Annotated in this window: 18 protein-coding genes and 5 tRNA genes; 5 read left to right on the top strand and 18 right to left on the bottom strand. The window is 64.2% G+C overall.

What is annotated here, in order from left to right:
* Positions 1 to 6: 6 nt before the first annotated feature.
* The 9 genes from truB to AWB79_RS23350 form a co-directional block, all read right to left on the bottom strand.
* Positions 7 to 948 carry a tRNA pseudouridine(55) synthase TruB gene (gene truB, locus AWB79_RS23305; protein ID WP_061169791.1) on the bottom strand — a complete coding sequence of 314 codons (942 nt, stop codon included), beginning with the start codon at positions 946 to 948 and terminating at the stop codon, positions 7 to 9.
* A gap of 3 nt (positions 949 to 951) precedes the next feature.
* Positions 952 to 1,347 (bottom strand): 30S ribosome-binding factor RbfA, encoded by a 396-nt coding sequence (gene rbfA, locus AWB79_RS23310; protein WP_061169792.1) that lies wholly within the window; start codon positions 1,345 to 1,347, stop codon positions 952 to 954.
* A gap of 105 nt (positions 1,348 to 1,452) precedes the next feature.
* Positions 1,453 to 4,464, bottom strand: coding sequence for a translation initiation factor IF-2 (infB, locus tag AWB79_RS23315; protein WP_074169416.1), 3,012 nt, complete (start codon positions 4,462 to 4,464; stop codon positions 1,453 to 1,455).
* Positions 4,465 to 4,557: 93 nt separating this feature from the next.
* The gene (nusA, locus tag AWB79_RS23320) at positions 4,558 to 6,033 is read right to left on the bottom strand and encodes a transcription termination factor NusA (protein WP_061169794.1); all 1,476 of its coding nucleotides are present in this window, start codon (positions 6,031 to 6,033) and stop codon (positions 4,558 to 4,560) included.
* Positions 6,030 to 6,488 carry a ribosome maturation factor RimP gene (gene rimP / locus AWB79_RS23325; protein ID WP_061169795.1) on the bottom strand — a complete coding sequence of 153 codons (459 nt, stop codon included), beginning with the start codon at positions 6,486 to 6,488 and terminating at the stop codon, positions 6,030 to 6,032. The genes nusA and rimP overlap by 4 nt, the downstream gene beginning before the upstream one ends.
* Positions 6,489 to 6,843: 355 nt before the next feature.
* Positions 6,844 to 8,763: a 23S rRNA pseudouridine(2605) synthase RluB gene (gene rluB / locus AWB79_RS23335; protein WP_061169797.1), complete on the bottom strand. Its 1,920-nt coding sequence runs from the start codon at positions 8,761 to 8,763 to the stop codon at positions 6,844 to 6,846.
* Positions 8,764 to 8,895: 132 nt separating this feature from the next.
* Positions 8,896 to 9,879, bottom strand: coding sequence for an SMC-Scp complex subunit ScpB (scpB, locus tag AWB79_RS23340; protein WP_061169798.1), 984 nt, complete (start codon positions 9,877 to 9,879; stop codon positions 8,896 to 8,898).
* A gap of 364 nt (positions 9,880 to 10,243) precedes the next feature.
* Positions 10,244 to 11,485, bottom strand: a complete 1,242-nt coding sequence (locus AWB79_RS23345; RefSeq protein ID WP_061169799.1) for a pyridoxal phosphate-dependent aminotransferase — start codon at positions 11,483 to 11,485, stop codon at positions 10,244 to 10,246.
* A gap of 73 nt (positions 11,486 to 11,558) precedes the next feature.
* Positions 11,559 to 12,461 (bottom strand): LysR family transcriptional regulator, encoded by a 903-nt coding sequence (locus AWB79_RS23350; RefSeq protein ID WP_061169846.1) that lies wholly within the window; start codon positions 12,459 to 12,461, stop codon positions 11,559 to 11,561.
* Positions 12,462 to 12,884: 423 nt separating this feature from the next.
* Between AWB79_RS23350 and AWB79_RS23355 the strand changes: the two genes are divergently transcribed.
* Complete coding sequence (locus tag AWB79_RS23355; protein ID WP_061138582.1) at positions 12,885 to 13,286, top strand: transposase; 402 nt, start codon at positions 12,885 to 12,887, stop codon at positions 13,284 to 13,286.
* A 315-nt stretch (positions 13,287 to 13,601) separates the two neighbouring features.
* Complete coding sequence (locus tag AWB79_RS23360; protein ID WP_061169800.1) at positions 13,602 to 13,856, top strand: hypothetical protein; 255 nt, start codon at positions 13,602 to 13,604, stop codon at positions 13,854 to 13,856.
* A gap of 273 nt (positions 13,857 to 14,129) precedes the next feature.
* Here AWB79_RS23360 and AWB79_RS23365 read toward each other — a convergent pair whose 3' ends face one another.
* The gene (locus tag AWB79_RS23365; RefSeq protein WP_061169801.1) at positions 14,130 to 14,441 is read right to left on the bottom strand and encodes a hypothetical protein; all 312 of its coding nucleotides are present in this window, start codon (positions 14,439 to 14,441) and stop codon (positions 14,130 to 14,132) included.
* 296 nt (positions 14,442 to 14,737) lie between these two features.
* Between AWB79_RS23365 and AWB79_RS23370 the strand changes: the two genes are divergently transcribed.
* Both AWB79_RS23370 and AWB79_RS23375 read left to right on the top strand, forming a co-directional pair.
* Positions 14,738 to 15,439 carry a YdcF family protein gene (locus tag AWB79_RS23370; RefSeq protein ID WP_061169802.1) on the top strand — a complete coding sequence of 234 codons (702 nt, stop codon included), beginning with the start codon at positions 14,738 to 14,740 and terminating at the stop codon, positions 15,437 to 15,439.
* Positions 15,440 to 15,735: 296 nt separating this feature from the next.
* Entirely contained in the window at positions 15,736 to 15,981 is a 246-nt protein-coding gene (locus tag AWB79_RS23375; protein ID WP_061169803.1) for a hypothetical protein, read from the top strand.
* 134 nt (positions 15,982 to 16,115) lie between these two features.
* Here the strand turns inward: AWB79_RS23375 and AWB79_RS23380 are convergent, their stop codons facing one another.
* Positions 16,116 to 16,532, bottom strand: coding sequence for a gamma-glutamylcyclotransferase family protein (locus tag AWB79_RS23380; RefSeq protein ID WP_061169804.1), 417 nt, complete (start codon positions 16,530 to 16,532; stop codon positions 16,116 to 16,118).
* 187 nt (positions 16,533 to 16,719) lie between these two features.
* Between AWB79_RS23380 and AWB79_RS23385 the strand changes: the two genes are divergently transcribed.
* Entirely contained in the window at positions 16,720 to 17,562 is an 843-nt protein-coding gene (locus AWB79_RS23385; RefSeq protein WP_061169805.1) for an AraC family transcriptional regulator, read from the top strand.
* 13 nt (positions 17,563 to 17,575) lie between these two features.
* On the opposite strand, the gene AWB79_RS23390 is transcribed toward AWB79_RS23385, so the two are convergent.
* The 7 genes from AWB79_RS23390 to gltX all read right to left on the bottom strand — a co-directional run bounded on the left by AWB79_RS23390 (position 17,576) and on the right by gltX (position 20,577).
* Positions 17,576 to 18,058, bottom strand: a complete 483-nt coding sequence (locus tag AWB79_RS23390) for a GNAT family N-acetyltransferase (RefSeq protein WP_232470980.1) — start codon at positions 18,056 to 18,058, stop codon at positions 17,576 to 17,578.
* A gap of 153 nt (positions 18,059 to 18,211) precedes the next feature.
* A tRNA-Asp gene (locus tag AWB79_RS23395) sits at positions 18,212 to 18,288 on the bottom strand.
* A gap of 72 nt (positions 18,289 to 18,360) precedes the next feature.
* Positions 18,361 to 18,436 (bottom strand) — tRNA-Glu (locus AWB79_RS23400).
* A gap of 107 nt (positions 18,437 to 18,543) precedes the next feature.
* Positions 18,544 to 18,620: transfer RNA gene (locus AWB79_RS23405), tRNA-Asp, on the bottom strand.
* 68 nt (positions 18,621 to 18,688) lie between these two features.
* A tRNA-Glu gene (locus tag AWB79_RS23410) sits at positions 18,689 to 18,764 on the bottom strand.
* A 166-nt stretch (positions 18,765 to 18,930) separates the two neighbouring features.
* Positions 18,931 to 19,006, bottom strand: a tRNA-Ala gene (locus AWB79_RS23415).
* 161 nt (positions 19,007 to 19,167) lie between these two features.
* The gene (gltX, locus tag AWB79_RS23420; RefSeq protein WP_061169807.1) at positions 19,168 to 20,577 is read right to left on the bottom strand and encodes a glutamate--tRNA ligase; all 1,410 of its coding nucleotides are present in this window, start codon (positions 20,575 to 20,577) and stop codon (positions 19,168 to 19,170) included.
* Positions 20,578 to 20,716 lie beyond the last annotated feature (139 nt).

The following is a 20,716-nucleotide window of genomic DNA, read 5'->3' on the forward strand; positions in this document are numbered from 1 at the left end:
GCAGCTTCAGCCTTCGCTCGTCACGACCAGCCTCTCGGGTGCGAGCAAACCGTCGCTGGCCCGGGCGACGCCCAATAGCCGGCCACCGTCTTGTGCATAGACCCGCACCCGGCCGTCTTCGAGTCGCGTTTGCGCGACATCCGCGAGGCGTAGCCGCTGGCCGTGCAGGAAGCGTTTGGTCGCTTCGTCGTTCAGTTGAACGGCGGGAAACGTCGACAGAAGCGCATCGACCGGTTGAAGCCTTTCGTCGCGCTGCGCCTCGTTCAGGCTCGCCAAATCATCCAGCGTCACCGCGTGCTCGAGCGTCAAGGCGCCGACACCCGTCCGACGCAACGCCGTCAGATGTGCGCCGCAACCCAGCGCCTCGCCGATGTCTTCCGCCAGCGTGCGCACATACGTGCCCTTGCTGCATGTCACGCGAAACGTGACGAGCGGCAAGGCGCAGGCAATCAGTTGCAACACGTGGATCGTCACTTGCCGGCCTTCGCGCTCGACGGTCTGACCCGCGCGCGCGTATTCATAGAGCGGCTTGCCGTCGCGTTTGAGCGCGGAGTACATCGGCGGGACTTGCACGATGTCGCCGAGAAACTTCGACATCGCATCGGAGACCGCCGCTTCGTCGCACGTCACGTCACGCGTGTCGATGGCCTCGCCTTCGGCGTCGCCGGTCGTCGTGCGGATGCCGAGGCGCATCGTCGCCTCGTAGGTCTTGTCCGCCTCGAGCAGGTCCTGCGAGAACTTCGTCGCTTCGCCGAAGCACAGCGGCAAGAGGCCCGTCGCGAGCGGATCGAGCGTGCCGGTGTGGCCCGCCTTCTTCGCGAGATAAATCCGCTTGGCCTTGATGAGCGCGTCGTTGCTCGACAGGCCGAGCGGCTTGTCCAGCAACAGCACGCCGTCCAGCGCGCGGCGCGGAATCTTCGGCCGCGCCTGTTTCTGCGAACCGCTCATGAATTACGCGCCTTCCTTGCTGTCGTCGGCGTCGTCCGCGTCTTTCGCGCGCGTCGCGTTGGCTTCATCGATCAGGCGCGACATCTCGACTGCCTTCTCGATCGTCTGGTCATAGTGGAAATGCAGCGTCGGCACGGTGTGGATATGCAGGCGCTTGAACAGCATGTTGTGCAGATGCCCCGCTGCGTGATTCAGCCCTTCCTGCGTCTGCTTGGGATCGCCCGTGAGTGTCGTGAAATAGACCTTCGCGTGTGCATAGTCCGGCGTCAGTTCGACGCTCTGAATCGTCACGAGCCCGATACGCGGGTCTTTCACCTCACGCATCAGTTCGGAAAGATCGCGCTGGATCTGATCCGCAATCTGCACGTTGCGGTTCGCGGATGTTCGTCTTTTAGCCATGGTGTCTTTTCCGTATTTCTTTTCCCGCCGCTGAAGCACGCCTGAAGCAAAAAAGGCGGAGCGAGCCGCCAGGCCCACCCCGCCCTCTGATCAGCGGCTAGCGCATTACAGCGTACGCGCCACTTCCGTCACTTCGAAGACTTCGAACTGATCGCCTTCGACGATATCGCTGAAGTTCTTGATCGACATACCGCACTCGAAGCCCTGACGCACTTCCTTGACGTCGTCCTTGAAGCGCTTGAGCGAGTCGAGTTCGCCGGTGTGGATCACGACGTTGTTGCGGATCACGCGCACCGACGAGGAACGCTTGACCACGCCGTCCGTGACCATACAACCCGCGATCAGGCCGACCTTCGGCACGCGGATCACCTGACGCACCTCGACCATGCCCGTCACCGTCTCGCGCTTCTCCGGCGCGAGCATGCCGGACATCGCCGCCTTCACCTCATCCACTGCGTCATAGATGATGTTGTAGTAACGGATGTCGATGCCGTTCGACTCGGCCACCTTGCGCGCCTGAGCATCCGCACGCGTGTTGAAGCCGATGATGACCGCCTTCGAAGCCGTCGCCAGGTTGACGTCCGACTCGCTGATCGCGCCAACCGCGCTGTGCACGATCTGCACGCGCACTTCGCTCGTCGACAGCTTGAGCAGCGACTGCACCAGCGCTTCCTGCGAGCCCTGCACGTCCGCCTTGACGATGAGCGGCAGGTTCTGCACTTCGCCTTCGCCCATCTGCTCGAGCATGTTCTCGAGCTTGGCGGCCTGCTGCTTGGCCAGCTTCACGTCGCGGAACTTGCCCTGACGGAACAGCGCGATTTCGCGCGCCTTGCGCTCGTCCGGCAACACGATGACTTCCTCGCCCGCCGCCGGCACTTCCGACAGACCCTGGATTTCCACCGGGATCGACGGACCCGCCGACTTGGTCGGCTTGCCGGTTTCGTCCAGCATGGCTCGCACGCGACCGTACGCGCTGCCGGCCAGCACCACGTCGCCGCGGTTCAGCGTGCCCGACTGCACGAGGATGGTCGCGACCGCGCCCTTGCCCTTGTCCAGCTTCGCTTCGATGACGAGACCCTTGGCGGCGGCCTCGACCGGTGCGGTGAGTTCGAGCACCTCGGCCTGCAACGACACGTTTTCCAGCAGGTCGTCGATACCCTTGCCGGTCTTCGCCGACACTTCGAGGAACGGCGAATCGCCACCGTACTCTTCCGGCACCACGCCTTCCGCGACCAGTTCCTGCTTCACGCGGTCCGGGTTGGCATCCGGCTTGTCGATCTTGTTGATCGCGACGACGATCGGCACGCCGCCCGCCTTCGCGTGGGCGATCGCTTCCTTCGTCTGCGGCATCACGCCGTCATCGGCCGCGACGACCAGAATGACGATGTCGGTTGCCTTCGCACCGCGCGCACGCATGGCCGTGAAGGCCTCGTGACCCGGGGTATCAAGGAAGGTGATGACGCCGCGCGGCGTATCGACGTGATATGCGCCGATATGCTGCGTGATGCCGCCCGCTTCGCCCGCCGCCACTTTCGCGCGACGGATGTAATCCAGCAGCGAGGTCTTGCCGTGGTCGACGTGACCCATGACGGTGACGACCGGCGGACGCGGCAGCTTTTCCGCCGTGTCTTCGGTGGCTTCGCCTTCGATCAGCAGCGCTTCCGGATCGTCCAGCTTCGCCGCGACCGCGCGATGGCCCAGTTCCTCGACGACGATCATCGCCGTTTCCTGGTCCAGCACCTGGTTGATCGTGACCATCTGACCGAGCTTCATCATCACCTTGATGACTTCCGAAGCCTTCACCGACATCTTGTGCGCGAGGTCCGCGACCGAAATGGTTTCCGGCACGTGCACTTCACGAACGATCGGCTCGGTCGGCGCCTGGAACGAGGTCTGTTCCTGATGCTTGCCGCGACCCTTCGGACCGCCGCGCCAGCCGCGATCGACGCCGCCGCTGCTGTCGCCGCGCGTCTTGATGCCACGGCGCTTCGAAGCGTCGTCCTGCTGCGACCAGCCGCCCTTGCCGGCCTTTTTCTTGTCGCCGGCGCCAGCCGGTGCCGTCGATGCGGGCGCCGCAGCGCCGCCGGCGGCCGGCTTCTTCGCCGCGGCAGGACGCGCGGCCTGCGCGCCTTCCGGCTTCGCGGGCTTGTGCAGCGTGCCTTTCGCTTCGGCGGCCTTGGCCGCTTCCGCCGGCTTCGCGGCGGGCGCCGGTTCCGGTGCCTTGACCTGCGCCTTGCGCGGCGTGTTCATCATTTCGCGGATTGCGCGCGCTTCGGCTTCAGCCGCGGCACGGCGCTTCGCGATTGCTTCCTGCTCGGCGCGCGCCTTGTCGGCTGCGGCCTTCGCGTCTTCTTCCGCCTTCTTGGCGGCTTCGCGCTGGGCGGCGCGCTCGCGCGCGGCCTTCTCTTCGGCCGCCTTCTCTGCGGCTTCGCGTTGCGCTTTTTCAGCAGCTTCGCGGACCGCGTCCTCGTTCTGCTTCGCTTCCGCCGTTGCCTGGGCGCGCGCTTCCTCGCGCGCTTCCTGACGCGCGGCCTGCGCTGCACGCGAGATTTCCGCAGCCTGAGCCGCTGCCGCCGCTCGACGCGCAGCTTCCTCTTCCTGCTTCTTGCGCTCGGCTTCGGCCGCTTCCTCGCGGGCGCGGCGCTCGGATTCTTCCTGTTCGAGCTTCGCCTGACGCTCCTGCAGCTCGCGCTCTTCACGCTCGAGCTGCTCCGCGGCCAGACGCGCTTCTTCCGCGCGGCGCTGAAGTTCGGCTTCGTCGACTTCCGGTTCCTCGACATGGTTCGTCGCGGCTTCCGGCTGCTCGGCGCCGGTTTCGTCACGCTTCACGAACACACGTTTCTTGCGCACCTCGACCTGAATGGTGCGAGCTTTACCCGTTGCGTCGGATTGCTTGATTTCCGACGTATGCCGGCGGGTCAAAGTGATCTTGCGCTTGTCGGCGTCGGCGGAACCGTGCGACTTGCGCAAATGATCGAGCAGACGCGCCTTGTCCGTCTCGGACAGGTCGTCGTTCGCGCTCGCTTTCTGGACGCCAGCCGCCTGCAGCTGCTCGAGCAGGACGCCCGCAGGCATTTTGAGTTCCGCGGCAAATTGGGCTACGTTGTTACTCGCCATTCATTCCTCTTGATGCAAGGACAGATCCTTGCGGTTAGATCGGGGTCACGCGGCCGAACCGGCCGCCAAATATCAGTGCGCCATGGTCATTTCTCACTGGAACCAGTGTTCACGTGCTTTCATGATCAACGCCTTAGCGGCATCCTCTTGCATACCGGTCATTTCGACCAGTTCGTCTACTGCCAGCTCCGCGAGGTCATCGCGGGTCTGAATCTGGTGTTCGGCGAGCTTCGCGAGAAGCTCGTTGTCCATGCCGTCGAGGCTCTTCAGATCAAGCGCGACGCCTTCCACTTTCTCTTCGTTGGCGATGGCCATCGTGAGCAGCGCGTCGCGTGAGCGGTTACGCAGCTCGTGCACGGTGTCTTCGTCGAAAGCTTCGATCTCGAGCATTTCGTTAAGCGGCACATAGGCGATTTCTTCAAGGCTCGTGAAGCCTTCGTCGATCAGGATGTCGGCGACTTCCTCGTCCACATCCAGACGCGCCATGAACAGGTCGCGCAACTTGCCACGTTCTTCGTTCTGCTTCAACGCCGATTCGTCCGGCGTCATGATATTGATCTGCCAGCCGGTAAGCTCGCTGGCGAGACGAACGTTCTGGCCGGAGCGGCCGATGGCGACCGCGAGTTCGTTTTCGTCAACGACGACGTCCATCGAATGCTTTTCTTCATCGACGACGATCGACTGAACGGCTGCCGGCGCGAGGGCGCCGATCACGAACTGCGCGGGGTCTTCCGACCATAGCACGATGTCGACGTTCTCGCCACCGAGCTCGTTGCGCACCGCCTGCACGCGCGAACCGCGGATGCCGACGCAAGTGCCGATCGGGTCGATGCGCTTGTCATAGGCGATCACCCCGATTTTCGCACGCACGCCGGGATCGCGCGCGGCCGCCTTGATTTCCAGCAAGCCCTGCTCGATTTCCGGCACTTCGAGTTCGAAGAGCTTCATCAGGAACTCGGGCGCGGTGCGCGAGAGTTCGATCTGCGGGCCGCGCGCGGTGCGATCGACCTTGGCGATGTAGGCGCGCACGCGGTCGCCCACGCGCAGGTTTTCCTTCGGAATGAGCTGGTCGCGGCGCAGCAGCGCTTCGACGCGGCCCGATTCGACGATGAAGTTGCCCTTGTCCAGGCGCTTCACCGAGCCGGTCATGATCTTTTCGCCGCGCTCGAGGAAGTCGTTCAGAATCTGCTCGCGCTCGGCGTCGCGCACCTTCTGCAGAATGACCTGCTTGGCCGCCTGCGCGCCGATGCGGCCGAATTCGATCGACGGAATCGGCTCTTCGATGAACTCGTCCACCTGTGCGTCGGGCTTTTGCTCCTTCGCTTCGAACAGCAGGATTTCCTGATCCGGCTCTTGCAGGCCGGCCTCATCCGGCACGACGCGCCAGCGGCGGAAGGTTTCGTGCTCGCCGCTTTCACGGTCGATGGCGACGCGGATATCCACGTCTTCCTCAAAGAGCTTCTTCGTAGCGGAAGCAAGCGCAGCCTCCAAGGCTGCGTACACGACGTCCTTGTTGACGTTCTTTTCGCGTGCCAGCGCATCCGCCAGCATCAATACTTCGCGACTCATTGTTTGCGGCTCCTAAAGTCAACCTTGGGGACGAGACGTGCCTTATCGAGGTCCGCGAGCGTGAAATCCAGCATCGCGGCGCCGTCCTTCCCTTCAAATTCCAATCCGATCGTGTCGCCCTGCGGGGCGTGCAAGATGCCACGGAACGACTTGCGCCCGTCCAGCGGCTTTTTCAATGTAATGGCTGCCTCGCTTCCGGCGAAGCGCTCGAAATCGGCCAGCTTCTTGAGCGGGCGATCGAGTCCCGGCGAAGAAACTTCGAGCCGGTCGTAGTCGATGTTTTCGACTTCGAACAGATATTGGAGCTGGCGCGTGACCTTCTCGCAGTCTTCGATGGCGATACCGGCCGGCTGGTCGATATAGATACGCAGCATGCCGCCTCCCGAACGCTCGAGATCGACAAGCTCGTAGCCCAGGCCCGAGACCGTGGTTTCAATCAGTTCCGTCAGTTGCACAGTAACTCCAAGGTGTTTCGAACGCTCCACGCCGAAACACCTGCGGGCGAGCGCCTTCATGCGGGCGCGCACCCCTGCTCCCGAGATGCCGAACCGAAAAGCCAAAAAAAAATGGGCGCAACGCCCATCTTTTTCAACCAGGTCACACTCAGGGCAGCGAAAGAAAACTACGTGCCCAGCGACTTCATGATTTTAGCCATTTTTCAGGATAAACGCAAACTTACGGCGCTCTTTGAGCCACGTTGAACTCATTTTTGCGAGGATACGCGTGGCGGTGCCGAGCGACGAGGATTGTTATCGCGTCGCCGAGGGGTGAATCCATCCCTCGGCCAGCTTCTCACCGAATCGCTCGTGCTCAGCGGCTGCGCGTACGGTTGCGAGCGCCCCGCGCCGCGCCGCCCTTGCCCTGACCCGCACCCTGCTGCGCGCCGCCCTGGCGATTTCCGCCGCGCGGAGCGTTACCACCCGCGGCGCGCTTGCCAGCGCCGCCCATACCCTGCGGCGCACCTTGCGGGCGCGGACCGCGCCCGCCCGGACGCGCGCCGGTAGCGCGATTGCCGTTCGGCTCCTGGCCGATGCGGTTGCCGTTCGGCTCGCGGCCGCCGCGCCGTCCCTGGCCGCCCGCGTTGCCGCCGCCGTTGCCCGGATTGCCGCCGAAACCGCCCATCCCGCCGAGACCGAAGTTTCCGGGCATGCCACCGGTCTGGCCGCGCCGGCCACCGCCGCCGCGTCCCGGCGTCTGCTGGGTCATGCGCGAGTGCGAACTCAGCACCGGCTCGCGCGTGATGAAGCCCATCGACGTCTGCATCGGATCCGGCTGCACGCGGGGCGCGGAACTGCGTGCGCCCTTCTCGGCCGTCGGCAGCTTCAGGCCGACGGATGCCAGCAGGCTGCGCACCTGATTGTCCTCGAGCTCTTCCCAGCGGCCGCGCTTCAGACCGCGCGGCAGTGCGATCGGACCATGGCGCGTGCGGATCAGGCGGCTGACCATCAGGCCCGCGGCCTCGAACATGCGGCGCACCTCGCGATTGCGGCCTTCGGCTAGCGCGACGTGATACCAGTGATTCGTGCCCTCGCCGCCGCCGTCCTGGATACGCAGGAAATTCGCCGGACCATCGTCCAGCTCGACGCCCTTGAGCAGCTTCTGCTTCATCGCCTCCGACAACTGGCCGACCACGCGCACCGCATATTCACGCTCGACGCTGTAGCGCGGATGCATGAAGCGGTTGGCGAGATCGCCGGACGTCGTGAGCAGCAGCAGGCCTTCGGTATTGAAGTCCAGACGGCCGACCGCAAGCCACTTGGCGGTTTTCATCGAAGGCAGTTTGTCGAACACGGACGGACGGCCTTCCGGGTCCGCGTGACTGACGATCTCGCCCGTCGGCTTGTGATACAGCAGGATGCGCGGCGGCTTGCTCGCGAGCTTGCGCTTGATCGGCTTGCCGTTGATGCGGACCTGATCGGTCGGCAGAATGCGCTGGCCGATGTGCGCCGGTTCGCCGTTCACCGACACGCGGCCGGCGATGATCAGCTCTTCCATGTCGCGGCGCGAGCCCATGCCCGCATCGGCGAGCACCTTGTGCAGCTTGGGCGCGTCGTCGTCCGGCTCCAGCACGCGCTTCTGTTGCGGCACGGTGCGGCCGCGGCGCAACATCGGGGCGCGCACGCCGGTGGCGGTGTTGTCGGCGTCGAAGGCGGGCGAAGTGACGTAGGCGAACACGTCGTCGACGGCGGCCGCTGCCGCGCTCTCGACGGTCGCCGGACCCGCGTCGTTATTGCGCTTGCCGCGCTTCGGCTGCTGCTGTTGCGCGCTCTTGCGCCGACCGCCTTCGCGCGGCGCGGGTGCAGCGGCCTGCTGAACCGCATCGCCTGCCGGCGCATCGACGGCAGCGGCGGCGTCCGGAGCCTCGGCACGCGCGTTCTTGCGTCCTCGCGGGCTCGCGCCTTCTGCCTTGCGCGCACCCTTCGCGGCCGGGTCCTTGCGCGGCGTGCGCACCTGCGCGGCGACGACGCCATCGGGCGGCGTCTCGTTCACGGCGCCAGGCGCACCGGGCGCGGCCTCGGCGCCCTTTGTCTTCGCGACAGCGCGACGCCGTGCGATCAGGCTGCGCGGCCCGCGGCGCAGTCCGCGACGCGGACGATCGTCGCCCTCGCCGCCGCTGTCCTCGGCGCCTTCGATGCGCGTGCGTTCGCCGGCGTCGGCCGACTCAGGTGCGTCCGCGGCGTGCACAGGGCGCGCGGATTCAGGCGAATCGCTGTCGTGGGAGTGTGTCAAAACAACCTCAAATGTCGAATCGCGCGCCCGTCGCGGGCGCGTCTAAAAATCCGCTGACTGGTCCGGCTGGTCGTCTCGAAATGATCTTTATGGAGAGCCGGGTTGCCAGGTCAGGGGCCATGCAATTTGCGTTCAGGCGCGGCGCGCCTTCGGTTCTTCGGATTCGTCGTCGAGTCCGGCGTGGTTCGATGGACTCGCGTCTTCTTCAGCGTCGCGCGTCGGCGTGGGCGTGTCGTGCGCCTCACGCGCGTCGCGCGCGGTATTCAATTGTTGCTCGTGGACCCCGGCAGCCGACGCAAAGCGCTCGGTCTGCAATTCCGCAGATTCCGTTCCGGGTCCTGCGTGCTGGTCTTCTGTCTCTTCTTGCGCGGCCGGGGCGTCGGTGGCGCTCTCTTCACCGCCGGATGCCGTGGGGCCCTTCACTGCCGCTTCTACCGCCGCTTCCGCTTCGGTCACCTCATCGGCGTTGACCAGCGCGGCCCCATTGTGTTCCCCGTCGCCGGCCGAGTCCTGCGCCGCGCCCTTCGCCGTCTGCGCCTCGCCCGCGACACTCTCGGGGAATTCGATCGAATGCTGCGCGAGCAGCGACGCTTCCAGTTGCGCCGACGGATTGTCCAGCGCCGGCAGTTCGTCGAGCGCGGTCAGACCGAGATCGTCGAGGAACTGCTTGGTCGTCGCGTACAGCGCCGGGCGGCCCGGCACGTCGCGATGGCCGATCACTTCGATCCAGCCACGATCCTCCAACTGCTTCACCACCTGCGTGTTCACCGTCACGCCGCGGATTTCCTCGATATCGCCTCGCGTCACCGGCTGCCGATACGCAATGATCGCGAGCGTTTCGAGCACGGCCCGCGAGTACTTCGGCGGCTTCTCGGGATGCAGCCGGTCGAGATAGGTCCGCATCGCCGGCTTGCTCTGAAAGCGCCAGCCCGAAGCGAGCGCCACCAGTTCCACGCCTCGTCCGGACCAGTCGGCCTTGAGCGCTTCGAGCAAGGTGCGAACGGTATCCGCCGAAATGTCGTCGGCGAACAGCTTGCGCAAATCATTCAGCCTCAGCGGTTCCTGCGCGCAAATCAAGGCAGTCTCGAGGACGATCTTCGCCTCTTGGGTATTCATGCAGCTTGGATCAACCCTGTATGGTCAATGATTCAATTCAAAGCGGGCTTGCGCAGGACCGAACGCGACCGAAGCGGTGCGAACGATAAAGCTGGACGCTGAGTTCAAGACGCGCTCGCCCGATTGTAATCGGTCATATTGATGGGAGCACGCACCGGGGAGAGGCGATATCGGGTGCTCGGTGAGCGAGCGCCGGGCCATCCCAGCCGGACGAGGTGGCGCTTTCGTAGGCGAAAGCGCGTGACTGAGCGCCATATTACGCAAAAAGAACCGGGGCGTAAAGGTGATCGATTATCGCGCGTCAAGACTCACTCGAAGCTGACTCGGCGCCGGGCCGGCGCCGATTAGTGTCGACGCTCGCCTCTCAGAACGCGGCGCGCATGGCAAGGAAACGCCTCAAACGCTCGACGCCCGCGTCGAGCCGCGCCGGATCGCACGCGTAGCACCAGCGCACGAAACCTTCACCTTCCGGACCGAACGCGCTGCCCGGCGCGAGCCCCAGGCCGACCTCCCGCACCAGCGACTTGCAGAGCTCCAGACTGTGTTGCGCGCCCGGCAGCGAGAAGAACAGATACATCGCGCCGTTCGGCGCGCGCACGTCCACGCCTTCGATGCGCTGCAACGCGCTCACGAGATGGTCGCGGCCCGCCCGCAGATCGCCGACGAGCGCCTGCGCGAAGCGCTCGCCCTCGTCCACCGCCGCGACGCCCGCCTGCTGTACGAACGAAGGCGCGCACGACGTGTTGTATTCGACCAGCTTGCCAAGATCGTCCATCAACTGCGTCGGCGCGACCAGCCAGCCGAGCCGCCAGCCGGTCATGAGCCATGCCTTCGAGAACGAATTGACCGCGATCACGCGTTCGTCGCGCGTGGCGAGATCGAGAAACGAAGGCGCCGTCCCGCCGGGCGCGCCGTCGCCGTAATACAGGCGCTCGTACACCTCGTCCGCGACGATCCAGATGCCGTGACGGCGGCAATGCGCAAGCACGATGCGTTGCTCGTCGCGCGTCATGGTCCAGCCGGTCGGATTGTTCGGCGAGTTGATCATCAGCATGCGCGTGCCCGGCGTGAGCGCCGCGAGCAGGCGATCAAGATCGAGCGCCCAGCCGCGCGCGCCGTATTCGAGCGATACCGTTTCGACGCTCGCGCCCAGAATCTTCGGAATCTCGACGAGATTCGGCCACAGCGGCGTCACCGCGACGACCCTGTCACCCGCGCCAACGACGAGTTGTGCCGCCAGCATCAGCGCATTCACGCCCGCACTCGTCACCGCGATATGCCCGGGCAAAGTCGCCCCGTGCAGCGCGCTGACGTAACGGCTAAGCGACTCGCGCAATGGCGCGATGCCCAGATTGTGCGTGTAGAAGGTGGCGCCATCAGCAAGCGCGCGGCTCGCGGCGTCGCGGATGAATTCGGGCGTCACGCGATCCGACTCGCCGAACCAGAATGGCAGCACGTCGGCGACGCCGAAGCCCGCGTTCGCCACTTCGCGGATCTGCGACGCGCGCAACGCCCGCACGGCGTCGCGCGCATTGGGAGCGCCGGGATCGTGCTCACCCGCCAGTTGACTCAGTTCGCTGACCACCGCTCCTTCCGATTCACTCATCGCCCGCCCCGTCGTCTTGTCTTAAAAATGAAGTCTAACGCGCGCGCCGCGTTTTCGAGATGCCGGACCGGCTTCAACCGAGGTCTTCCGCACGTCGCGGCAGCGACGCGATCAGCGACCAGACAGATTCCGCCGCCGGCGACAGCGAGCGGTCACGCCGGCGCACGAGCTCCACGGTGCGTTCGGCGCGCGGCGTGAGCGGGAGCGCGACGAGCGACGAGTCCGCCGGCAGCGGCAGCGCGAGCCACGGCAGCACGCTCACGCCGACGCCCGCCTCGACGAGACCGAACACGGTCGCCGAGTGGCCGAGTTCCTGCACGACCTGCGCCTCGACGCCGTGCTCCTGCATGACCGTGTCGATGATGGGCCGGCTGCCGGACGCGTAATCAAGCATGACGAGTCGCTCGCCGGCGAGCGCCGCCCACGGCACGGCGGCCTCGCGCGCGAGCCGGTGATCGCGCCTCGCGACGAGGCAGAACGAATCCGTCATCACAGGCTCACCGTGCAGTTCGTCGGAGGAAAACGGGCCGATCACCACGCCGAAATCGACTTCGCCGGATTTCACCTTGCGCAGGACATCGGACTGGACGTCGTCGCGCAGGCTCAGCTTGATCAACGGATACTGCCGCAGGCTCGAGGCGATGACGCGCGGCATCAGCCGGCAGGCGACAGTCGGGCTCGCCGCGACGATCACGCGTCCGCGACGCTGCTGACCGAGATCGCGTGCCTCGCGCAGCGCTTCGTCGAGATCGGCCAGAAGCCGCGACACCGTGCCGACGAGGTCTACGCCCACGTCGGTCAGTTGCACTTCGCGCGTCGTGCGGTCGATCAGCTTGAGGCCGATCTCGCCTTCCAGCTCACGCACGCAGCGGCTGACCGCCGATTGCGTGAGACCAATTTCCTCGCCCGCGCGGCTGAAGCTGCGCAGTCTCGATACTTCGATAAAGACGCGCAGTTGCCGCAACGTCACGTTCATTGGCGCGCTCATTCGTCAGGCTCATCAATGTTTCTGTTTCATGCGAAATTATATCGACCGGTGCGTAATTTCATACGCGAACGTACGTTTCGCTGCGGTGCAGCAATTTCGCGAAACGCACGCCGGATGGGCCTATTGCACTTGATTGGTGATTGTCCCGATTTCTTAATCAGTCCATTTCGGGTCTGATACGGGCCATGCTGACATCGCGTCAGCCTACTGCCATGCGGGTTTCCCGGATTTCGCGACATGCATGGCACGGTTCTCGCATTTCATTGCGCACAGAGGTCGGAGCCATACGCGGATACATTGAAAGCGTCCGTCGCCATCCGCTCCGGCCTTCCCAGGTATTCGTTAATCGGATTCCGTCCAGAGTGCGCGGCGCGGGGCAGCGCACCGGGGTTAGCTTCGCTGAGGTGAGATATGGTGCTGTTCGACGATTTGAGAGATAACGAGTGGGCGTTGGTCGAGGCGTTGTTCTGTTCCGAGCCGGCGCGTAGCGAACGGCGCGGCCGTCCGCGCGTCGAGGCGCGCGCCGTGGTCAACGCGGTTCTGTGGGTGCTCTCCACCGGCGAAGGCTGGTCGAAGCTGCCCGGGCGCTATCCGTCGCCGCCGACTTGCCGTCGGCGGTTCGACGAATGGCAGGCCGACGGCACGCTGGCGGAGATCGTCAAGCGCCTGTCCGGCAATGGACGCGAAGTGTCGTTGCGCGGACGCATCGGCTCCAGCGCCGCGAAACCGCCGGCGCCGCCGAGCCGCGACCGCCTGCGCGGCGCGTTCTGGACCAACCCGGAATCGTGGCGCGCCCCGGCCAAGATGGCCTGAGGCGACCCGACTGCACGACCCGAGCCGGCGCTCGCCCGCTTCGCTTCAAATTTCACCTCTCGCGCAGGGCTGCGTCCTGCGCGAACCCTCTCTCTTCCCCTGCTTCTTCGCCTCTGACGGACGCCTGACGTCCGGCGCCGATTTCATCTGTCGCACTCCACAGAGCGTGATCGCATTGCCTGAATTGCGCGCTGCGGCCGCCTCACGCGCTCACGACGAAACAACTCTTTACCATTCCTTACAGCGCCGCTTCGGCGCAAGGCCTAGCGTGGTGAATGATCGAGCAAGCCCCACGAAGGCTTGGAGGGATTTCACATGAAGGCATCGACTCTGCTTGTGCATGGCGCGTTCGTCGCGCTGACGAGCACCGCGGCCATGAGTCAGGCGCCGCCGCCGCCGCCCGCCTCCGATTTCCACGTGAGCACGAAGGCCTCGCTGGCTGCGACGCAGAACGGAAGGAATCGCGATGCGACGCCGCCCGCGCCGCGCGGCGACCTGCGTGGCGATATTGCGAGCAACGTGCGCGCACGTCCCGATGCTGAGCGCGACGCGCGCTCGCAACATCATTGAATTCGGCTGGACGATCGATACGCGAAATCGCGCGGAACCACTCTGGCAGGTATCAGTCACACCCTATGCCATGAACACAGCGTGGCAACAGCGAGATCCGGTCTGCCCGTGTCCTTTGCGATACGGGCTTTTTTTTGAATCAGAGATGTCTCTGGCGCGCACGGAGCTTGCGCCCGTCGTGCCGCTCTTTTCAGATAACAGGCCCGCCTCGACCTGCGTCGCCGACCGGCATGCTTCCAGTTGGTTGACGAAGTCCGGGGGGCAGCCGGCTGTCTACAGCCTCGCTTCCAGAACCGCTTCCTGACCGCCGAAGGTATAAGGTTCCGCGCGGCGCAGGTCCCAGTCGCTGGAACGCTCGTCGCGTGAGAGTCGCGTGAATTCGTGCTTGCCGCGTTCGGTGACCACGGCGATATCGACCGGTGCATGGAATCCGGGCGCGGGCGCCACGGTGCGCTGACGGGTCAGTTCGAGCAGCCCGAGAGCGCGTAGAAGAGCGAAAACATTCGGGCGTTTCGCCCAGGGAACCTGACGATACTGCGCTCGGCGGAGTGCTTCGAGTACGGCTTCGTTAGAATACGTGGTCATCTCGTTCTTTCTTCCTGTGCAGCCATGACGACGCGCGTGACGGTCGCAAGACGGTCCGCGACGCCGACTGAACGCGGCGCGCCGAATCTCGGCTTCGAGCGAGACATATGACTCGCAGCCCAATGTTTGGCCGCCGCTTGCGTTAGGTGCTGCTTTTTATTACAAGCCCCCGTTGAGAGCGCGCTGATCACGCGCTTTACTGCGACACCCGCCGATGCGTTCCGATGCACGCGATGACGGAACGATTGCCCTAAAACCAATACGTTACCCCAATCAAATTGGTTCTATTCACTTTATTGCTGCTTTTTTTTGCATTATTTGCGCTTTGGCGGCGCCGGCGCGCGCAAATCGCGATCACCGCGCTGCTGCTCTCGTGGGCGGTCGGCGCCGGCTGGTTCACCACGCCGCTGCTCGATCTGGTTCAGCATGGTTATCGTCACACTGACGTGCCTGACTTTGCGCCGAACACGACCATCGTCCTGATGGGCGCAGGGACCGCGCGCAGCACATCCGGCAGTATCGCGCCCAAATCCGATGCGATCCCGCGCATCGCGGCCGCGGCGACGCTTTATCGCGAATGCCGCAAGACGGTCGACTCGTGCAAGGTGATCCTGAGCGGCGGCGATCCGCAACATAACGGCCAGGCCGAGGCCGACGTCTACGCGCCTTACGCACTCGCGCAGGGTATCGATGCAAAGGATCTGGTGCGAGAGAACCGCAGCCTCAACACCTATCAGAACGCGCGCAACGTGGCCGACATTCTGGGCCATTCACATGACAATCGTTTGATCGTGGTCACATCCGCGTATCACATGCGACGCGCGCTGAGTGCGTTCGAAGCCTTCGGGTACGAGCCAGTGCCCTATGTCTCCGATGTGCGGCATAGCCGCGCCACGCTGCTCCCGCGTTACCGCAGCTTCACGAACAGCGAACTCGCGGCGCATGAACTCGTCGGGCTGGCGCGCTTCAGGGTCTATCGCTGGCTACATCTCTACTGAGCATGGCGACGTCGGCTGCCGGAGAGTGTCCTGCGCTATCCGCGAAATGCTAAGCACTGGCAAGCAATTCCGCCGGTCGACACGAACTTGCAACTCACGCGCGGCCAGCCAGATTGACGCGCGACACACCATTGCCCGAATCTGCGCTTATGATTCGGATTGTCTGACCGCCGGATGCAGGCAGGTTGCGACCGGCGGCTTTCGAGGCGGCGGGAGCGTTTTTTGCTCCGGCCTTAAGGTCGTGCCACCGGATCGGACAGACGATTCCCGGGTTCAACTGCTATTAGGAGGTAACAATGAAGAAAGTGTCCCTGGCTGTTCTGTTGTCCCTCAGCGCGGTCGCATCGGGTGCGTATGCCCAGAGCGATCAGGGCGTGACGATGAGCACCGATCCTGCAAAGATCGCTGACATCGAGTCTCGCGCGCAAAACCTGCAATCGCAGCAAGACAACATGCAAAACATGCATTCGCAGGCTTCTTCGCACAAATCAGGTCATCACAAGAAATCGCACAGCAAGCCGATGTCCGGATCGGGCGAGTAAGCCCGCCTCCGGTTCAGGCTCTCTTGCTGCAGGCACGGGGCCATTCACGCCGCCTTCGACCCCGTCAGAGGGTCGAAGGCGGCGTGTACGTTTTTGGCGTGGGTTTTTGCCTGCGTCGGGATCACGGCGGCGCTTTAAACGCGTGTCGTTCGATGCGCGACCCAATCGCCGCTCTCGATGCGCGGCAGACCCTCCACGGCAGCAGCCGCCACCGGATAGATCAGACAGTCCATACGATCTTTCCGCCCTTCGACATTGACCTCGACATGCAGTCGATGCGAGCGGAACAATCCCTCCACACCCGGATAGACGTTCTCGATTTCATCGAGCACCGGCACGAGCGCATCCTCGATTCGATAGACGTCGCCGCGAACCGGCGCGCCCGCATCGTCGATCACGAGGCCCGGATAGGTTCCGAAATCGAACAGGCGGCCCTGCACGTGCGCCGCCCCGAGCCATTCAGGCGCCGCGATGCCGTGGCGCTCGGCCGCGCAGCCGATGTCGTTGACCTCGCCGGCACGCAGCGTGCCGTAGACAAAAACGTATTGCATCGAAGAAAGACCTTTGACGTTGGGATCAACGTCATTATGCGCCGGGCAAAATTCGCGGCGGCATCCTGACTCGCCTTACCGCACCTCAATCCGCGACGATCCGGCCGTTCGCGCTTTGGGCTACCATCGGCGCTTGGCGGCTGAACGCAGACTCGCGTCGCCGCCGCATCTCATTTGCCCGAGAAACATGGCCACGATTGTCGAATCGAGATCGCCGCATGAGGAAGTCGAGCATCTCGACATTCCGCTCGAACATTCGCCGACGCTCGAACACCCCATTCGGGTGCGCTCACGGCCGGTGCCTTATGGTGTGCGCATCGCCCTGCACACCCATCCGTGGGCGCAGGTCGCCTACACGTCGCGCGGCGTGCTGCGCGTCGCGACCGCCGATTCGACCTGGATGGTGCCGCCCTCGCGCGCGATCTGGGTGCCGCCCAACGTCACCCACGAAGTGGTGATCGTCGAGGACGCTTATTTGCGCACGCTCTATGTCGATGCCAGCGTTGTGCCGGCCGGTCTCGGCGCGTGCCGTGTCGTGGAGGTGTCGCCGTTGCTGCGCGAGGTCATCGCCGCGCTCGACGATGCGTCCATCTCCCGGCAACGCGAGCGTCTGCTTGGCGCGCTCGCGCTCGACGAGATCATCCGCTCGCAGCCCCTGCCGCTCTCCGTGCCGATGCCCAACGAGAAGCGCCTGCGCGCGCTGTGCAACGCAGTGCTCGCCGATCCGTCGCATTCGGATCTGGAGCGCTGGTCCTCGGAGGCGGGTGCGAGCTCGCGCACCATCGCACGGCTTTTCAGGCGCGAGCTGGGCGTCAGCTTTTCGCAGTGGCGCCAGCAGGCCGTGCTCGCGCGCGCGATTCCGCTGCTAAGCCAGGGGCGTCCTCTTGCGCAAGTTGCGCGCGAACTGGGCTACCAGAGCCAGAGCGCCTTTTCCGCGATGTTCCGGCGCGCGTTCGGTGAAAGCCCCCGCGCGTTTTTCGCGCGCGATGGCCGCGACGATCCCGATGAGCGCGATACCGACGTAACGTGAAACCCCGCCTCGCTCAGACGCGCCGCACCATGTGGCGAATCGCGCCGAGTTGCGCGAGGCGCGGCCCCGCAGCCCGATAGCCCAGACGTATGTAAAGCCGTGCCGCGGGATTGTCGACGAACACGCGCAACTGGCACTCGGCAAGTCCGCGCGCGCGCGCCCAGCGGTGCGCGGTGTTGAGCAGGAAGGTGCCCGCACCGCGTCCGCGATAGCCTTGTGCGATCTGCACGTCGCGAATATGCAGTGAATTGTCTTCCTCGGTGACGCGCATCACGCCAATCGGTACGCCGTCGGCCTGAAGAATGAAGTTTTCGGATTCGCGCCAGCTGGACAGAAACAGATCGCCGCGCCAGACGAGGTTGTGACGCCGGTAGTAACCGACCATGTTGTCGTGCGTGAGCGCTTCGGCGAATGCGAAGTCCGCCATGGCTGCCTGGCGCAGTTGATAGAGCGAGAGGTCTTCGGTCGGGTCGAGCATCGCACGGGTGCTGGGCACGAGATCAAGTGCCTAAACACTATGACAGTGCGCGCATGCTGGCAATGGCCAAAATTGCGATCGATGCGGGCCGAAGGCGTACGAAAGGAGTGAGCGCCCGGAGAAGGCGAAAAAAAATCCAGCGCGAAGGCTGGATTTTTTCGAACAACGTGTTGGCGGAGCGGACGGGACTCGAACCCGCGACCCCCGGCGTGACAGGCCGGTATTCTAACCAACTGAACTACCGCTCCACTTTCTTTCATCGATTCGCCGTGTCACCGGCGAATCCTGCGACGCTTTTCGAATCTGCGACGCCGATGTTCTGGCGTCCCCTAGGGGATTCGAACCCCTGTACTCACCGTGAAAGGGTGATGTCCTAGGCCTCTAGACGAAGGGGACTTCAACTTTTCGCATACCTGCAACGCGCTGCGGCGAAAAAAAACCGGCTCTCAGTAGCCGGAGTGTTCCTGCTCGCAATCTTGCTGCAAATATCGCATTGCAAATGCTGGCGGAGCGGACGGGACTCGAACCCGCGACCCCCGGCGTGACAGGCCGGTATTCTAACCAACTGAACTACCGCTCCACTTCTTTCATCGATTCGCCGTGTCACCGGGAATCTTGCAGCGCTCTTTCTAGCAGCCGCCGATGTTTTGGCGTCCCCTAGGGGATTCGAACCCCTGTACTCACCGTGAAAGGGTGATGTCCTAGGCCTCTAGACGAAGGGGACAGAAACTTGTGATTCTGTCTTTACTACTGCTTCGCTTATCTTCCGGCTTACTTGCCGCTGATCAACGAAGACCGAAATTCTATACAACTTTGTGCTACTTGTGAAGTATTTTTTGCGATTTCCGAATCTTCCGGAGAACAAGCTTCGCATTACTTCAACTGTTCCTTGGTGGAGGTAAGCGGGATCGAACCGCTGACCTCTTGCATGCCATGCAAGCGCTCTCCCAGCTGAGCTATACCCCCTTGCAGAACAGAAACGAGATTGTATAGGGCGTTTTTGGGGTTGTAAATACCCTCTGACGAACAAACTGAAACTTTTTTCGCTTCGGCTCACGCTTTCGCATGTAATCGATGACGCGCCGCCCTTTCCACGGCGTTCTGGCGCGTCATCCGCCGTTGCGAGCTCAGCTTGCCGCCCGTTCCAGGCGCTTCAACACCGCGTCGCGGCCGAACAGCATCAGCACCGCGTCGATCGACGGTGTGTGCGTCGTGCCGGCGACCAGCAGGCGCACCGGCATCGCGAGTTGCGGCATCTTGAGCTTGTGGGCGCCGAGCGTCGCCTTGAGCGCGGCCGCGATCGCCTCCTTGGTCCAGTCGACGTCGGCGAGCACCGTGCGCAGATCGGCGATGGCGGGTTTCACCGCGTCGCTGACGTGCTGCGCGAACGCGTCGGGATCGATGGCCGGCTCGCGGTAGAACATCGCGGCGTTATCGGCGATTTCCTTGACCGTCGATGCACGATCCTTCAGCAGCGCGATGACCTGATCGAGCGGCGCGCCGTTGTCGATCACGGAAGCATCGATGCCCGCCGCCAGCAGGAACGGCTTCGTCAGCTCCGCGAGTCGCGCGTTGTCGGCTTCCTTGATGTAGTGCGCGTTCAGCCAGTTGAGCTTGTCGTGGTCATACTGAGCGGGCGACTTGCCGAGATGCTCCAGATCGAACCATTCGACGAACTGCTCGCGCGAGAAGATTTCCGCATCACCGTGCGACCAGCCCAGACGCGCGAGGTAGTTCACCACGGCTTCCGGCAGAAAGCCGTTGTCGCGGTAACCGGTCACGCTCATCGCGCCGTGACGCTTGCTCATCTTCTCGCCCTGCTCGTTCAGCACGGTTGGCAGATGCGCGTACACCGGCGTCTCGCCGCCCAGCGCGCGCAGGATGTTGATCTGGCGCGGCGTGTTGTTCACGTGGTCGTCGCCGCGAATGACGTGGGTGATCTTCATGTCGAGATCGTCGACGACCACGCAGAAGTTATAGGTCGGGGTACCGTCGGGGCGTGCGATCACGAGATCGTCGAGCTCCTCGTTCGAGATTTCGATGTGCCCTTTCACCGCATCGTCCCATGCGACCGCGCCCGAAAGCGGATTGCGGAAACGCACGACCGGCTGCACGCCTTCCGGAACCGGCGGCAGCACCTTGCCCGGCTCGGGACGCCACGTGCCGTCGTAGCGCGGCTTTTCGCCGGCGGCGCGCTGGCGCTCGCGCAGCGCGTCGAGCTCTTCCGTCGACATGTAGCAGTGGTAGGCGAGGCCCTTTTCCATCATCTGTGCGACGACCTCGCGATAGCGGTCCATGCGCTGCATCTGGTAGAACGGGCCTTCGTCGAAATCGAGGCCGAGCCACGCCATGCCTTCGAGGATCGCGTCGACCGAGGCGTCGGTGGAACGCTCGAGATCGGTGTCCTCGATGCGCAGCACGAAGGTGCCCTTCGTCTTGCGCGCGAACGCCCACGGATACAGCGCGGAGCGGATGTTGCCGAGATGGATGAAGCCGGTCGGGCTCGGGGCGAAGCGGGTACGGACTTGGGTGGTCATTGCTGTTCAGCTCGAAGGATGGCGCCCGCGCCGGGCATGTCGCCCGGAACGGGCGGCTGGCGGCGAGCGAGGCCGGAATGCGGTCTGGCGGATATGCGGCGCGCTGCTACGCCACGCGTCTGGCACGCTGGGCGGCATG

It is taken from the genome of Caballeronia hypogeia, assembly GCF_001544875.2.
Taxonomy (GTDB): domain Bacteria; phylum Pseudomonadota; class Gammaproteobacteria; order Burkholderiales; family Burkholderiaceae; genus Caballeronia; species Caballeronia hypogeia.

Bases quoted from the DNA above. Each gene is read 5' to 3' on its own strand.
- truB (WP_061169791.1), bottom strand. From the start codon at position 948: ATGAGCGGTTCGCAGAAACAGGCGCGGCCGAAGATTCCGCGCCGCGCG.
- rbfA (WP_061169792.1), bottom strand. From the start codon at position 1,347: ATGGCTAAAAGACGAACATCCGCGAACCGCAACGTGCAGATTGCGGAT.
- infB (WP_074169416.1), bottom strand. From the start codon at position 4,464: ATGGCGAGTAACAACGTAGCCCAATTTGCCGCGGAACTCAAAATGCCT.
- nusA (WP_061169794.1), bottom strand. From the start codon at position 6,033: ATGAGTCGCGAAGTATTGATGCTGGCGGATGCGCTGGCACGCGAAAAG.
- scpB (WP_061169798.1), bottom strand. From the start codon at position 9,879: ATGAATACCCAAGAGGCGAAGATCGTCCTCGAGACTGCCTTGATTTGC.
- AWB79_RS23345 (WP_061169799.1), bottom strand. From the start codon at position 11,485: ATGAGTGAATCGGAAGGAGCGGTGGTCAGCGAACTGAGTCAACTGGCG.
- AWB79_RS23350 (WP_061169846.1), bottom strand. From the start codon at position 12,461: ATGAACGTGACGTTGCGGCAACTGCGCGTCTTTATCGAAGTATCGAGA.
- AWB79_RS23355 (WP_061138582.1), top strand. From the start codon at position 12,885: ATGGTGCTGTTCGACGATTTGAGAGATAACGAGTGGGCGTTGGTCGAG.
- AWB79_RS23360 (WP_061169800.1), top strand. From the start codon at position 13,602: ATGAAGGCATCGACTCTGCTTGTGCATGGCGCGTTCGTCGCGCTGACG.
- AWB79_RS23365 (WP_061169801.1), bottom strand. From the start codon at position 14,441: ATGACCACGTATTCTAACGAAGCCGTACTCGAAGCACTCCGCCGAGCG.
- AWB79_RS23375 (WP_061169803.1), top strand. From the start codon at position 15,736: ATGAAGAAAGTGTCCCTGGCTGTTCTGTTGTCCCTCAGCGCGGTCGCA.
- AWB79_RS23380 (WP_061169804.1), bottom strand. From the start codon at position 16,532: ATGCAATACGTTTTTGTCTACGGCACGCTGCGTGCCGGCGAGGTCAAC.
- AWB79_RS23385 (WP_061169805.1), top strand. From the start codon at position 16,720: ATGGCCACGATTGTCGAATCGAGATCGCCGCATGAGGAAGTCGAGCAT.
- gltX (WP_061169807.1), bottom strand. From the start codon at position 20,577: ATGACCACCCAAGTCCGTACCCGCTTCGCCCCGAGCCCGACCGGCTTC.